At 62.4% G+C, this 14,618-nt stretch carries 12 protein-coding genes; 8 read left to right on the forward strand and 4 right to left on the reverse strand.

Going from position 1 to position 14,618, the window contains the following annotated elements:
• Nucleotides 1-115 precede the first annotated feature (115 nt).
• The 3 genes from EJV47_RS26720 to aspS all read right to left on the reverse strand — a co-directional run bounded on the left by EJV47_RS26720 (nucleotide 116) and on the right by aspS (nucleotide 2,807).
• A complete protein-coding gene (locus EJV47_RS26720) occupies nucleotides 116-562 on the reverse strand; it encodes a hypothetical protein (RefSeq protein WP_126696278.1) in 447 nt (148 codons plus the stop codon).
• A gap of 3 nt (nucleotides 563-565) precedes the next feature.
• Entirely contained in the window at nucleotides 566-985 is a 420-nt protein-coding gene (locus EJV47_RS26725) for a hypothetical protein (protein WP_126696279.1), read from the reverse strand.
• Between the two features lie 61 nt (nucleotides 986-1,046).
• Nucleotides 1,047-2,807: an aspartate--tRNA ligase gene (gene aspS, locus EJV47_RS26730; RefSeq protein WP_126696280.1), complete on the reverse strand. Its 1,761-nt coding sequence runs from the start codon at nucleotides 2,805-2,807 to the stop codon at nucleotides 1,047-1,049.
• Nucleotides 2,808-3,042: 235 nt separating this feature from the next.
• On the opposite strand from aspS, the gene EJV47_RS26735 reads away from it, so the two are divergent.
• The 8 genes from EJV47_RS26735 (at nucleotide 3,043) to EJV47_RS26770 (ending at nucleotide 13,751) form a co-directional block, all read left to right on the forward strand.
• Nucleotides 3,043-3,501 (forward strand): hypothetical protein, encoded by a 459-nt coding sequence (locus EJV47_RS26735; protein ID WP_126696281.1) that lies wholly within the window; start codon nucleotides 3,043-3,045, stop codon nucleotides 3,499-3,501.
• A gap of 247 nt (nucleotides 3,502-3,748) precedes the next feature.
• On the forward strand, nucleotides 3,749-4,318 hold the full coding sequence (locus tag EJV47_RS26740; protein ID WP_126696282.1) for a hypothetical protein: 570 nt from the start codon (nucleotides 3,749-3,751) through the stop codon (nucleotides 4,316-4,318).
• Between the two features lie 291 nt (nucleotides 4,319-4,609).
• The gene (locus EJV47_RS26745; protein ID WP_126696283.1) at nucleotides 4,610-5,509 is read left to right on the forward strand and encodes an ABC transporter ATP-binding protein; all 900 of its coding nucleotides are present in this window, start codon (nucleotides 4,610-4,612) and stop codon (nucleotides 5,507-5,509) included.
• A 178-nt stretch (nucleotides 5,510-5,687) separates the two neighbouring features.
• Nucleotides 5,688-9,311: an ABC transporter permease/M1 family aminopeptidase gene (locus EJV47_RS26750; protein WP_126696284.1), complete on the forward strand. Its 3,624-nt coding sequence runs from the start codon at nucleotides 5,688-5,690 to the stop codon at nucleotides 9,309-9,311.
• Between the two features lie 248 nt (nucleotides 9,312-9,559).
• Nucleotides 9,560-10,018, forward strand: coding sequence for a nucleoside deaminase (locus tag EJV47_RS26755; protein WP_207896010.1), 459 nt, complete (start codon nucleotides 9,560-9,562; stop codon nucleotides 10,016-10,018).
• Nucleotides 10,019-10,359: 341 nt separating this feature from the next.
• Complete coding sequence (locus EJV47_RS26760; RefSeq protein WP_126696285.1) at nucleotides 10,360-10,974, forward strand: superoxide dismutase; 615 nt, start codon at nucleotides 10,360-10,362, stop codon at nucleotides 10,972-10,974.
• Between the two features lie 163 nt (nucleotides 10,975-11,137).
• Complete coding sequence (locus EJV47_RS26765) at nucleotides 11,138-12,514, forward strand: nucleoside permease (protein WP_126696286.1); 1,377 nt, start codon at nucleotides 11,138-11,140, stop codon at nucleotides 12,512-12,514.
• A 112-nt stretch (nucleotides 12,515-12,626) separates the two neighbouring features.
• Nucleotides 12,627-13,751 (forward strand): AAA family ATPase, encoded by a 1,125-nt coding sequence (locus EJV47_RS26770; RefSeq protein WP_126696287.1) that lies wholly within the window; start codon nucleotides 12,627-12,629, stop codon nucleotides 13,749-13,751.
• A 155-nt stretch (nucleotides 13,752-13,906) separates the two neighbouring features.
• On the opposite strand, the gene EJV47_RS26775 is transcribed toward EJV47_RS26770, so the two are convergent.
• Nucleotides 13,907-14,326, reverse strand: a complete 420-nt coding sequence (locus tag EJV47_RS26775) for a nucleoside-diphosphate kinase (RefSeq protein ID WP_126696288.1) — start codon at nucleotides 14,324-14,326, stop codon at nucleotides 13,907-13,909.
• Nucleotides 14,327-14,618 lie beyond the last annotated feature (292 nt).

Here is a 14,618-nt window from a genome sequence, read left to right on the forward strand (position 1 = left end):
TGGCAGGCACGCAAGGCAGCGAAGCCGGTTAGCGCACGGTTGTGTGTCCGACACCACCGGGCTTCAGCTGCCGCTCATTGCAGCCCGGCGGCTTTCCAGCCCTCGTTGGGCCAACTCACCTGGCGTTCTGCCGGGAGTGGTAGCGCAGATTGCCACCCAGCACATCCACCTCCATGTCGAGCGGCCCGGCGTCCAGCTGGTCGAGCAGGGCGCCGGTTTGGCGGTCATACACCAGCACGTAGCCCATCATCGATCCATGCGTAGTGCCCGGCGGCCGCCCCACCTCGGCCCGCACCTTGCGCCAGGGCTGGAAGCCCAGCTTAGCCGTCCAAATACCCTCCGCCCCGAACTTAAGCTGCGGTCCGGAGTCGCTCAGGCGCTGAAAAGCCGTCGTCAGAGCCAGCAGGCTCCCGCCGGCCAGGGCCAACGGCAGCCCCCAGGAACGGAGCCAGAGCGCGCAGATTGCGGCCGTGGGCAGCCCGATCAGGCCGGTAATCAAAATCAGGTAGGCCCACCAGCGGGCGTAGCGCACCTCGTGCTGGTAGGCAGCAGGTGCTGGCATGACTTACAAGGTATTTACCCCGGCTCGGCGAAGCCAGATCAGCAGCTCGTTCCAACTGATATCCAACCCACTTACATCTTCGATAAAGCGCCAACCCGGATTACTGGGCAGTGCAATTTCCACCTGTCCAACATCCGACCCGCCGTGCCGCTGGCTACGGTAGATGCGCACTTCTACCTCCTCCCACCGTCGCCAGCCTAGTTCTTTGGTCCAGACGCGGTCCTTGGTCAGCCGTAGCAGCACGTCAGGCTCCCGGAGCCGTAACCGGCCGAGCTGGATCAGAATAGCACCAGCGAATACAATGAAGCCCGCCATGATCCAGGCATCGTACCCCACTGCTGCCAGGATTCCACTACCAATTACGCACACGCCGAGCCCAACGAAAAACCAGGACTGCGACTGATCATACTTAACCTCCCGCATGAGAAAAGCCTTGCCATTTCCAGAATGACAAGGCTTTCAAATTTACAGCACAAACCGGCTATTACTTGGCCGCTTCCACCTTGGTATCGATGCTCAGCTCCTTGAGCTGGGCGCCGGAAATTTCCGAGGGCGAGTCAATCATCACGTCGCGGCCGGAGTTGTTCTTGGGGAAGGCAATGAAGTCGCGGATGGAGTCGGCGCCGCCGAACATGGAGCAGAGACGGTCGAAACCGAAGGCAATGCCGCCGTGGGGCGGAGCGCCGTACTCGAAGGCGTTCAGCAGGAAGCCAAACTGCGCCTCGGCCTCCTCGGGCGAGAAGCCCAGCAGCTCGAACATACGGGCCTGCACGCCGCGGTCGTGGATACGGATGGAGCCGCCGCCGATTTCCACGCCGTTGATAACCAGGTCGTAGGCGTTGGCGCGCACCTGGCCGGGGTTGGTATCGAGCAGCGGAATGTCCTCGGGCTTGGGCGAGGTGAAGGGGTGGTGCATGGCGTAGTGGCGGCCGTCCTCCTCGTTGAACTCCAGCAGCGGGAAGTCGACCACCCACAGCGGGTTGAAGTCCTCCTTGTTGCGCAGGCCCAGGCGCTGGCCCATTTCCAGGCGCAGCTCGTTCAACGCCTTGCGCGTCTTGTCGGCCGGGCCGGCCAGAATGAGCAGCAGGTCACCCGACTGGGCCTGGAAAGCGGCTTTCCACTGCTGCAGCACCTCTTGCGCGTAGAACTTATCCACCGACGACTTCACCGAGCCGTCGGGCTCCACGCGGGCATATACCAGGCCGGTGGCGCCCACCTGCGGGCGTTTCACGAAGTCGGTCAGCTCGTCGAGCTGCTTGCGGGTGAAGGAGGCGCAGGTCGAGGCGTTGATGCCCACGACCAGCTCGGCATTGTCGAACACCGGGAAGCCCTGACCTTTGGCCACCTCGTTCAGCTCCACGAACTGCATGGCGAAGCGCGTGTCGGGTTTGTCGGAGCCGTAGAGGCGCATGGCGTCGGCGTAGGTCATGCGCGGGAATTCGCCGGGGTCGAAGCCCTTCACCTCGATGAACAGCTGGCGCGTGAGCCCTTCAAACGTGTTCAGGATGTCTTCCTGCTCCACGAAGGCCATTTCGCAGTCAATCTGGGTGAATTCCGGCTGGCGGTCGGCGCGCAGGTCCTCGTCGCGGAAGCACTTCACGATCTGAAAGTACCGGTCGAAGCCCGACACCATCAGCAGCTGCTTGAACGTCTGCGGCGACTGGGGCAGGGCGTAGAACTGGCCGGGGTTCATGCGCGAGGGTACTACGAAGTCGCGGGCGCCTTCGGGGGTGCTTTTGATGAGCACGGGCGTTTCCACTTCCAGGAAGCCCTGCCCGTCGAGGTAGCGGCGCACGGATTGGGCGAGGCGGTGGCGCAGCTCCAGGTTGCGGCGCACGGGGTTGCGGCGCAAATCGAGGTAGCGGTATTTCATACGGGCCTCGTCGCCGCCGTCGGTGTCGTCTTCGATGAGGAAGGGCGGCAGCTTGGCCGGGTTGAGCACCGTCAGGGCCGTGGGGCGGATTTCCACGTCGCCGGTGGGCAGGTTGGGGTTCTTGCTGTAGCGCTCGGCCACGGTGCCCCTGATACTGACCACGAACTCGCGGCCCAGCTCGCGGGCCTGCTCGCGCAGCGCGTCGGCTTCCACGCCCTGCTCGAACACCACCTGGGTGATGCCGTACCGGTCGCGCAGGTCGAGGTAGAGCAGGGCGCCCTTATCGCGGGTGCGCTGCACCCAGCCGCAGAGCGTGACGGTTTGACCAACATGTTCCTGGCGCAGTTCGCCGTTGGTGTGGGTTCGGAGCATAATAAGCAGGTAGGCCCGCGGCGCGGGCGCAGGGGGTTGGGGCCGCGGCGGGCGGCCAGGTCAATCAGGTATGGAGCCGGCAAAGATAGGCAAGCCGCGCGCCCGATTGGCACGTACAAGGCGCGTTGTGCAATTTGGCCCGGAATGTGCAAAGGGCCGCTCAACGGGCTTTCCCGGCCCCTTAACCTGACATTTCAACGCATACCGCCCGCCCGGGCCGCCTACTTTCTCTCCCATGAAACGCTCCCTGTACCTGCTCGCCGCCACCGCCCTGCTCACCGTTTCGGCCGCGCAGGCCCAGACCAAGGTCAAGACCAAAACCAAGTCGGAAACCACCGGCACCGAAATCAAGTCCAAAGGCACGGCCGAGCCGGTGGTGCTGGACGGGGCCGTGAAGCGGGTGGAGACGCTGTCGGGCATCGACATCTTCCCCAAGCCCAACTCCAACTCGGTGCTGCTGAGCTTCACCCAGCAGTTTACCAAGCCCGGCAAGCTGACTATGACCAACTACAAGAAGGCCGTGGTGTACGAGCAGGAGCTGGACCCGGCCACCCACACCGGCGCCCCGGTCGATTTGGGCCACATCCCGGCCGGCACCTACCTGGTCGAGGCCAAAATCGACAACTACCTGTACTGGAAGAAGGTGAACATCAAGTACCCCTCGCGGCCGGTGAGCAGCTCGAAGCGCCGGTAGAAGCGGCTGACGGGTCTTTTCAGACCAGCCCGGTCGAACGTCATGTCGAGCTTGTCGAGACATCTCGCGTGTTTAGTCCGATAGTATTCTTCTCGTTGATTTTACTATTCGGCGTCAGCACGCGAGATGTCTCGACAAGCTCGACATGACGTTCTATTTCCGTACATGACGTCCTGATTTCTTCATCCTTTCCCTACCCGAAATTTTCCCGCCGCGGGCTGCGTTACTTTGCCGCCCGATGACTGCCATGAAAACATTCCCCTTTCCGCGCCTGCTGTGGCTGCTGCCCTTGCTGCTGCTGGCCGCTTTTGCCCCGCCCAAGCTCAAGAAGGTGCAGGTGGCCAAAAACCTGACCGTGGGCGTGCCCGCCGACTTTCAGCCCCTGCCCGACGACGCCATTGCCGCCAAGTACCCGGCCGCCCGCAAGCCCCTAGCCGTGTACAGCAACCCGGCCGGCCGCATCGACTACAGCATTGCCATGCGCCCTTCCACCTTCGGCGGGGGCAGCCAAGACTACGCCGTGCTGCTGAAGATTTACGAGTCGAAGCTCAAGAGCACCTACTCCAAAGTCGACATCATCACCCACGAGGTGAAGACCATCGGCAAGCGCGAGTTCGTCGTGCTGGAGTTTGTCTCGACGCTGGGCGACAACCGCCGCGGCCGCGAAATGATGGCCCCGCTGAAGCGCTACGAGCTGATGCAGTACGCCATTGAGGGCGGGCAGCAGTACGTGTTTCACTTCATCAGCCCGGTGGAGGAGCAGGCCCAGTACCAGCCCATTGCCCGCGAAATCATGCAGAGCGTGGAGCTGAAGTAGGCGTCGTCTGCGTCGTAGCGCGAAGCTCCGCTTCGCGTATTCAGAACGACTCGTGGAACGACAATCGTTGTTTCATCAGCTTGTTCCGCGACAAACGTGCGGGCTACGCGAAGCAGAGCTTCGCGCTACGCCGCTACTGATACCGAACACGCAGCCCCGACTGGCTACGGCCGGTCGGGGCTTTTTTATGGCTTTTCGGGGGAGAAAGTTTGATTTCCAGGCAACGTCCATACCCAAAGCCCTATCTTATCCGCAGTTTTTGCCTCCCTCTACCTCAAAACCTTTCTGTGCATGGAACTGGTCATCGAACATCTTTCCAAAACCTACCCCAACGGGACCAAGGCGCTCAACGACGTGTCGTTGCGCATTGAGCCGGGCATGTTCGGGCTGCTGGGCCCCAACGGCGCCGGCAAATCCTCGCTGATGCGTACCATTTCCACCCTGCAGCAGGCCGATTCGGGCTCGATTCAGCTCGGCGACATCGACGTGCTGCGGCAGCCGGAGCGGGTGCGGCAGGTGCTGGGCTATTTGCCGCAGGAGTTTGGGGTGTACCCGAAAGTGACGGCGGCCGAGCTGCTGGAGCACTTCGCGGTGCTCAAGGGCATCAGCAACAAAGGGGAGCGGCGGCAGGTGGTCGACGCGCTGCTGCAGCAGACCAACCTGTACGCCGTGCGCAACAAAAACCTGGGCGGCTACTCCGGCGGCATGAAGCAGCGCTTCGGCATTGCGCAGGCCCTGCTGGGCAACCCGCGCCTGATTATCGTGGACGAGCCCACCGCCGGCCTCGACCCGACGGAGCGCAACCGCTTCCACAATCTGCTGGCCGAAATCGGCGAGGACCGGATTGTGATTCTCTCGACGCACATCGTGTCGGACGTGTCGGATCTGTGCCGGCAGTTTGCCATCATCAACAAGGGCCGGGTGCTGTACACCGGCGACCCGCTGCAGGCCATTGAGGAAATGCGCGGGCAGATCTGGCGGCGCTCCATCCGCAAGGAGGAGCTGGACAGCTACCAGCAGCAGTTTGCCGTCATCAGCTCCCGCCTGTTTGCCGGCCAGACAATTATCCACGTGCACAGCCTCGGCCAGCCCGGCAACGGCTTCGAGCAGGTGGAGCCCACGCTGGAAGACGTGTACTTCGCCCGCATTCATGCGGCCGAGCAGGAAGTGGCAAATACGGTAAAGGCCTAACCCATCGTCCTGTCATCCTGAGGCGTAGCCGAAGGACCTTCCTCCCACCCTGCACCGCCGCTACAGTCTAAGCGCTGACGCTCTGATAGCGGGGCACTGGCGGTTTGGCTTCACCCGCCGTGCAGGGCTTGAGCAAGGTCCCTCCTTCGTCGGGATGACGGCCTAATGTATTTCGACCATGTTCCTGGAAATATTCCTTTTCGAACTGCGCTACCGGCTCAAGCGGCCGGCTACCTACATCTACTTCGGGCTGATGATGCTAATGGCCTTCCTGTGCATGATTGCGCTGGGCGGGGCCTTCGGCGGCGGCATCATCATCGGCGACGCCGGCTCGGGCAAGGTGCTGGCCAACTCACCCTACCAGATCAACTGGCTGCTGACCATGCTGAGCATGTTCGGGGTGTTCATCACCTCGGCCATGATGGGCACGCCGGTGTACCGCGACTTTGAGCACCGCACCCACTCGCTCTACTACACGGCCCCCATCAGCAAGGCCGGCTACCTGGGCGGGCGTTTTCTGGGCTCCTTCCTGCTGACGCTGGGTATCTTCCTGGGCGCGGCCCTGGGCGCCTGGCTGGCCACCTACTGGCCCACGCTCAACCCCGAGAAAATCGGCCCGAACCACCTCTCGACCTACCTGCAGCCCTATCTGACGCTGGTTATTCCGAACCTGCTGCTCACCGGCTCCCTGTTCTTCATGGCGGCCACGCTCACGCGCTCGGCCCTGGCCATTTACCTGGGCGGGGTGCTGTTTCTGGTGCTCTACTCCATCAGCCAGACGCTGCAGCAGGACCTCGACAACGAAACCATCCAGAACCTGCTCGACCCGCTGGGCGCCTCCTCGGTGTACCTCACCCAGCGCTACTGGACGGTGGTGGAGCGCAACACCCTGCTGCTGCCCTGGAGCGAGTATCTGGTGGTGAACCGCCTGCTGTGGGGCGGCATCGGGCTGCTGCTGCTGGCCGTGTGCTACTTCACGTTCCGCTTCTCCTTCGCCAACAGCGCCGCCTCCGGCCCCCGGCCCAAGGGCGCCCTGGGCGTGGCCGAAAGCCCCAAGGCCATTACCATTCCGCGCGTTACGCCGCGCTTTACGGCCGGGCTGGCCTGGGCGCAGTTCAGCCGCCTGATCCGGCTGGAGTTTCTGAGCACGGTGCGCAGCGTGTACTTTATCGGCATTGTGGGGGCGGGCGTGCTCTTCCTCATCATTGCCGGCATGCAGGTGGGGCAGATGTTCGGCACCACCACTTACCCGGTGACTTCCTCGGTGGTAACGGTGCTGAGCGGCACGTTCCGGCTGTTTTTGCTCATCATCATCATCTTCTACTCCGGGGAGCTGGTGTGGCGGGAGCGGGACTCCCAGGTCAACCAGATTTACGACGCCATGCCCATGCCGGGCTGGGTGCCCTTCGCCGCCAAGCTGGGCGCCTTGATGCTGATTCAGGTGGTGCTGCTGACGGTGGTGCTGGTGTGCGGCATCCTGCTGCAGACGTTTAAGGGCTACTTCAACTACGAGCTGGACGTGTACGTGAAGGAGCTGTTCGGCTTCCAGCTCATCGAGCTATGGATGCTGTGCGTGCTGGCCATGCTGGTGCAAGTGCTGGCGAACAACAAGTACATGGGGCACTTCGTGATGATTCTGTACTACCTGTTCAACATCTTCAAGGGCCAGCTGGGCCTGGAGCACAACCTGTACTCCTTCAACTCCGACCCCGGCGTGGAGTACTCGGCCATGAACGGCTACGGCCACTTCGTGCTGCCCTACTTCACCTTCAAGCTGTACTGGGCGGCCTTTGCCATCCTGCTGGCCCTGGCCTCCTCCCTGCTCTGGCCCCGCGGCACCGAAACGCGCTTTTCGTGGCGCTGGCAGCAGGCGGGCTTCGGCTTCTCGCCCGCCCTGCGCGTGCTGGCCGGCGTGGCGTTGCTGGGCTTCGTGGGCCTGGGCGGCTACATCTACTACAACACCAACGTGCTGAACGCCTACCGCACCTCCGACGAGAGCGAGGAGCTGCAGGCCCAGTACGAGAAGAAGTTTAAGCGCTACGAAAAACGTCCGCAGCCGCGCATCGTGGCGGTGAAAGTGGACGCGGACCTGTACCCGCAGGAGCGCGACGTGAAGCTGCGCGGGCACTTCATGCTGCTCAATAAGACCAAGCAGCCCATCGACTCGGTGCATCTGCTGGGCTCGGCCGAGGCGGAGGTGAAGACGCTCAAGCTGGCCCGCCCCAGCCAGGAGGTGCTGCACGAGCAGATTGGCGACTACGACTACCGCATCGTGAAGCTGCAGCAGCCCCTGCAGCCCGGCGACTCGGTGCAGCTCGACTTCGACCTGGCCTACACCAACCCCGGCTTCAAAAACCGCGGCTCCAACACCAGCATCGTCTACAACGGCACCTTCATCAACTCCGAGCTGCTGCCCCACATCGGCTACCAGGAGGGCGCTGAGCTCAGTGACGACGACCTGCGCAAGGAGCAGGGCCTGAAACCCAAGCCCCGTATGGCCTCGGTCAACGACTCGCTGGCGCGCATGAATACCTACCTGGGCAACGACGCCGACTGGATCCGGTTTGAGGCCACCGTCAGCACCGTGCCCGACCAGATTGCCATTGCCCCGGGCTACCTGCAGAAGGAATGGACCAAGGACGGCCGCCGCTACTTCCACTACACGATGGACGCGCCCATCCTGAACTTCTACTCCTTCCTCTCGGCCCGCTACGCGGTGTATAAGGATAAGTGGCAGAACATTCCCATCGAAATCTACTACCAGCCCGGCCACGAGTACAACCTCAAGCGCATGGCCCTGGGCGTGAAAAAAGGCCTCGACTACTACACCAAGAACTTCGGGCCCTACCAGCACCGGCAGGTGCGCATCCTGGAGTTTCCGGGCTACGCCAGCTTCGCGCAGTCGTTCCCGAACACGATTCCCTTCTCGGAAAGCATCGGCTTCATTGCCGACGTGGATTCGACCGACCCCAAGGACATCGACTACCCGCTCTACGTGACGGCCCACGAGGTGGCCCACCAGTGGTTTGCCCACCAGATCATCGGCGGCAACGTGCAGGGTGGCACCCTGATGTCGGAAACGCTGAGCCAGTACGGCGCCCTGATGGTGATGAAGCACATCTACGACGAGGAGAAGATGAAGAAGTTCCTCAAGTACGAGCTGAACTCCTACCTCACCGGCCGCACCACCGAGGACAAGAAGGAAGTGCCGCTGTACCTGGTCGAAAACCAGCCCTATATCCACTATCGCAAAGGCTCCCTGGTGATGTACGCCCTGCAGGACTACCTGGGCGAGCAGGCCGTGAACCAGGCCATCAAGGAGTACCGCGACAAGGTGGCCTTCCAGCGCGCCCCGTTCACCAACTCCGTCGAGTTCGTGGGCTACCTGCGCAAGCACACGCCCGACTCGCTGCAGTACCTGGTGACGGACCTGTTTGAGCGCATCACGCTCTACGAGAACAAGGTCGACTCGGCCTCCTACCGCAAGCTGCCCAACGGCCAGTACCGCGTCACGTTTACCGTCAATACCAAGAAGGTGTACGCCGACTCCCTGGGCAATGAAACGCCCGACCTCAAGGCCCGCGACTTTATCGACGTGGGCGTGCTCACCCGGCAGAAGGACCGCAACGGCGAGTACCGCGACGTGCCGCTGCTGGTGCAGAAGCGCCGCCTGCAGCCCGGCCTGAACCGTATCGAATTCACCGTGCCCAAGAAGCCGGACCGCGTCGGCGTCGACCCTTTCAACAAGCTCATCGACCGCAACCCCGACGACAACGTGAAGGCGCCCGAATCACGGATTTGAACGGATTGATCCGGATTTGGCTTCGCCTTCCTTCGGTTCACGGATTTTGTGGACGATTGTCGTCCGAACGACGTGGTGCCACGACTTTCAGAGTCGTGGCACCACTACTTTTATGCGGCCGATAACCACTTAGTGGCTGTTGGCGAAAACGAGTTGGTTGACCGCAGCAGCGCGACGCTTCAGCTCCGCTGACCTGCAATCGAGCCGCGCCCCTTCGTTTAATCGTCCACAAAATCCGTGTAATCCGGATGAATCCGCAAAAATCCGTGATTCACGATGAACGCCTCATGCGCCAGGCCCTGCGCGAGGCGGAGCGGGCCTACGCGGCCGGCGAAATTCCCATCGGGGCGGTGGTGGCCTTTACCAAGACCGGCCAGATCATCGGGCGGGGGCACAACCAGACCGAGCAGCTGCGCGACGTGACGGCCCACGCCGAAATGCTGGCCCTGACGGCCGCCGCCAACTTTCTCGGCAACAAGTACCTGCACGACTGCACCCTGTACGTGACGGTGGAGCCCTGCGTGATGTGCGCCGGGGCCACGGCCTGGGCCCAGGTGCCGCGCGTCGTGTACGGCACGCCCGAGCCCAAAGTGGGCTACTCCCGCCACGGCCAGCTGCTGCACCCGCGCTGCCAGGTAGTGCAGGGCGTGCTGGCCCAGGAGTGCGCCGCGCTCATGCAGCGCTTCTTTGCCGAGCGGCGCCGATAATCCGGCGGGAGGCCCACGCCAGAGCGCGGGCGTCGTTGAACGACAATTGACCAGACGCTGCCGACGTAACGACGAGGGCCGCGCGCCGGCGTGGGCCAACGGCGGGTTATTCAACTGCCTGAAACAATGAATTATGTCTATGCCGCCATAATCATAGTCTATCTGCGGTCTATCATACCTGATCTGTAGTTACTTTTGGCGCCGTCACCGAATTCGATGTAACCCGCGCCCCGCTTCGGCGGTTAGCATGTCGGCAAACCCTTGCGTGCCGCGCGGACCATACCGGTGGTCCGGTGGCACTCAGCCATTCATCCCTCATCCTCCTTACCCCCCAAACTGCTATGGCCTTCGAACTGCCAGCTCTGCCCTACGCCTACGACGCCCTGGAGCCCCACATCGACGCGAAGACGATGGAAATCCACCACACCAAGCACCACCAGGCCTACGTCACCAACCTCAATAACGCCATTGCCGGCACCGACCTGGAGGGCAAGTCGCTGGAGGAAATCCTGCACAGCATTGCCTCGGCCCCGGCCGCGGTGCGCAACAACGGCGGCGGCCACTGGAACCACGATTTGTTCTGGAAAGTCCTCTCGCCCAACGGCGGCGGGGAGCCCACCGGACCCGTAGCCGAGGCCATCCAGAAGACCTTCGGCGGCTACGACAAGTTCAAGGAAGAATTCACCAAGGCCGCCACCACCCGCTTCGGCTCGGGCTGGGCCTGGCTGTGCAAGATGTCGGACGGCAACCTGCAGATCTGCTCCACGCCCAACCAGGACAACCCGCTCATGCCCGACTCCGGCTGCAAAGGCACCCCGCTGCTGGGCCTCGACGTGTGGGAGCACGCCTACTACCTTAACTACCAGAACCGCCGCCCCGACTACATTCAGGCCTTCTACAACCTGATCAACTGGGACGAGGTGAACCGCCGCTACGAGGCCGCTCAGGCCATCTAAGCCCCGGTTTTTCGACCTACCTATTGCTCCAAAAGCCCCGTACGCTGCCGTGCGGGGCTTTTTTTGTGCCCGCCGCGGGCCAGATCGGCACCTCTTTGGCAGGTCGGAAAACTTGTATCTTTATGGGCTTAATCATTCCCACTCCCCTCCCAACCGAACTTGCATGAGTACTAAGCTGCGTCTTACCATCCTGAGCTTCCTTCAGTTTTTTATCTGGGGCTCGTGGCTGATAACCATCGGCGCGTACTGGTTTCAGACCAAGCAGTGGTCCGGGGCGCAGTTCGGGGCCATCTTCTCCACGATGGGCATTGCCTCCATCTTCATGCCCTCGGCAATGGGCATCGTGGCCGATAAGTGGATCAACGCCGAGAAGCTCTACGGCGTGCTGCACATCCTGGGTGGCGTGGTGCTCTGCACCATTCCCTTGGTCAACGACCCGGGCATGTTCTTCTGGGTGATTCTGCTGAACATGATTTTCTACATGCCCACGCTGGCCCTGAGCATTGCCGTGTCGTACTCGGTGCTCAAGCGCGAAGGCCTCGACGTGGTGAAGGATTACCCGCCCATCCGCGTGTGGGGCACCGTCGGCTTCGTGGTGGCCATGTGGACGGTCAGCCTGCTGGGCCTGGAAAAATCCTCGGGACAGTTCTACGTAGCGGCCGGCGCGGCCTTGCTGCTGGGGGTATACTCCTTCACGCTGCCGGCCTGCCCGCCCCAGTCGACGAACACCTCCAGCCAGAGCCTGATGGAAATATTCGGCCTGAAATCCTTCGCCCTGCTGCGCGACCCGAAGATGCTCACCTTCTTCCTGTTCGCCATGCTGCTGGGCGCCGCGCTGCAGCTCACCAACGCCTACGGCGACACGTTCCTGCACGATTTGAGCAAAACAATGGAGTCTTCTGCTCCTATCGTTTCCGAAGGCGCGACAGGATGGGAAGCATTCAAACAGGTTTTATCTGCTCTGGTGACTAATCCAGGCGGTACGCTAAGCAGTCTAGCTGCGACGTACCCTGCCATCATCATGTCCATCTCGCAGATTTCCGAAACGCTGTTCATCCTCGCCATTCCCTTCTTCCTGCGCCGCTTCGGCATCAAGCAGGTCATGTTTTTCAGTATGCTTGCCTGGGTGCTGCGCTTCGGCCTGTTTGCCATTGGTGACCTGGAATCCGGCCTGTGGATGATTATCCTCTCCTGCATCGTCTACGGCATGGCCTTCGACTTCTTCAACATCTCCGGCTCCCTGTTCGTGGAGACGCAGACGGTGCCCAGCATCCGCGCCTCGGCCCAGGGCCTGTTTATGATGATGACCAACGGCTTCGGCGCCGTGCTCGGCTCCTCGGTCAGCGGCCTCGTTATCGAGAAGTACTTCACCGCCGCCGACGGCCAGACCAAGGACTGGCACGGCATCTGGCTGGCTTTTGCCGCCTACGCGCTGGTTATTGCCGTGCTGTTCGTGGTGCTGTTCCGCCACAAGCACAACCCGCAGCAGGCCCAGGACGCCGAGCACACCGAGCCGCTGCTGTCGGTGGAGCAGGCGTAGAACTGTTCTGTCGAGCGACGCGCGACAGGACAAATAAACCGCGCCGCCAGTTGCCGCCCTTCGAGCGGCGGCTGGCGGCGCGGCCATTTTTTCTGCTTTTCTTTATACTCGTATGAACGCCCGCTTACCCCTCGCCCCCGCTACCGAATCCACTTCGCCCGATCTGGCCCCCACGCTGGAAGCCGCCGCTTACTTCCAACCCGTGGCCTGGTTTTACCGCGCGTTCGGCCAGCTGCCGCGCAAGCTCATCTTCCAGCTCGCCAACGAAGCCGCCCGCAGCGCCGTGCTGCAGGCCCTGGCTTCCCGCCACGACCTCGATGCCGCCACCGTGGCCCACGCCGTTTACATCGAGAAGGCCGGCAAGGAGCCCGAGCTGAACGTGTGGGCCCTGCAGTTGGCCCCGCACCTGCTGCTGCTCGTCGGCGACCATGGCGCCTACGCCGAGCGGGGCGTCCAGGTGTTCTACTCCCCCGCCACGCCGGCCGAGGACCTGGCGTACCTGCGCGAGCTGCTGACCACCCACCTCGAAACCGGCCAGCAGGAGCGGCAGCGCATTCACGTGCTGCGCCTGGCCTACAACGACCTGGAGTTTACCCCGCTCGACATCAAGATTCCTGAGCTGGACCTAGCCTCGCACTACAACGACGATTTGCTGCCCGTGCACGACACCATCGTGCAGCGCCTGCAGCAGCCTCAGGACAAAGGCATCGTCATCCTGCACGGCCCGCCCGGCACCGGCAAGACCAGCTACATCCGCCACCTCTGCGGCCTGACGGATAAGCCCAAGCTGTTCATCCCGCCCAACCTGGCCGCCCGCATTGCCGACCCGGAGTTTATCAACCTGCTCCACGACAACACCAACTCCATCCTCATCATCGAGGACGCCGAAGCCCTGCTCACCAAGCGCGACGCCTCGGGCGGGGCGCCCAGCGCCGTCAGCAACCTGCTCAACCTCTCCGACGGGCTGCTGGCCGACTGCTTCCACATCCAGATTGTGTGCACCTTCAACACCGACCTCTCGCGCATCGACAGCGCGCTGCTGCGCAAGGGCCGGCTGATTGCCGCCTACCAGTTCGACCCGCTGACCCAGCCCAAGGCCCAGGCCCTGGCCACCCAGCTCGGCCAGACCACACCCGTCGCGGCCGCCACCGCCCTGGCCGACCTGTACAACCGCGAGGAGGCCGGTTTTGAGGTCAAGAAAGAGCCGGCCCGTATTGGGTTCGGGGCCCGCGCCTAAGCTCGTTGGTATAAAACCAGCACAAACCTGGTACAAAATCAGCACAACAAAAAAGCCGCCCTGCACTGTGCAGAGCGGCTTTTTGTTGCCTGTGCGGCGCAAGATAGCCGAAGCGAAGCAGAAATTTCCGCCCCAACTTCTGGTCTTTCTCAGATTTAGAACTGCTCTTCCGAGCCGAAGAAGAAGTTGCCTTCGATCTGGGCGTTTTCGTCGGAGTCGGAACCGTGTACGGCGTTGGCTTCGATGCTCTTCGCGTACTTCTTGCGGATGGTGCCTTCCTCGGCCTGGGCGGGGTTGGTGGCGCCAATCAGGGTGCGGAAGTCAGCCACGGCGTTGTCCTTCTCCAGGATGGCGGCCACGATGGGGCCCGACGACATGTATTTCACCAGGTCGCCGTAGAAGGGACGTTCCTTGTGCACGGCGTAGAATTCGCCGGCGCGCTCAGCCGTCAGCAGGGTTTTCTTCAGCGCTACGATGCGGAAGCCACCAGCCTCGATCATGCTCAGGATGCCACCGATGTGGTTTTCCTGGGTAGCGTCGGGCTTAATCATCGTGAACGTGCGGTTCGTTGCCATGTCTAAGGGAGAATGTGGTTAAGCCGGGGCCGGGCCGCCGGCGGGGTTGGTTTCTGATTTGCGGGCGCAAAACTAGGGGTTTATGCGTGGTTTAGCCGGCTATAACACCAAGATTTTTGGTGTTATAGCCAGATGAGGCCGCTAAAATATGTGTGTTATAAGCCGCAACTAATCGGGCAAACCGCGTGGCCCCGGTGGCTCCGGCGCCGGACGCAGCGCCCCCTGCCGGATTAATTTTCGGGGCCGCAAGACCCGCTGGCGGGCTTTCCCGGTCGCTTAATCCGCCTCCGGC

Source organism: Hymenobacter gummosus (genome assembly GCF_003970915.1).
In the GTDB taxonomy this organism is placed as follows: domain Bacteria; phylum Bacteroidota; class Bacteroidia; order Cytophagales; family Hymenobacteraceae; genus Solirubrum; species Solirubrum gummosum.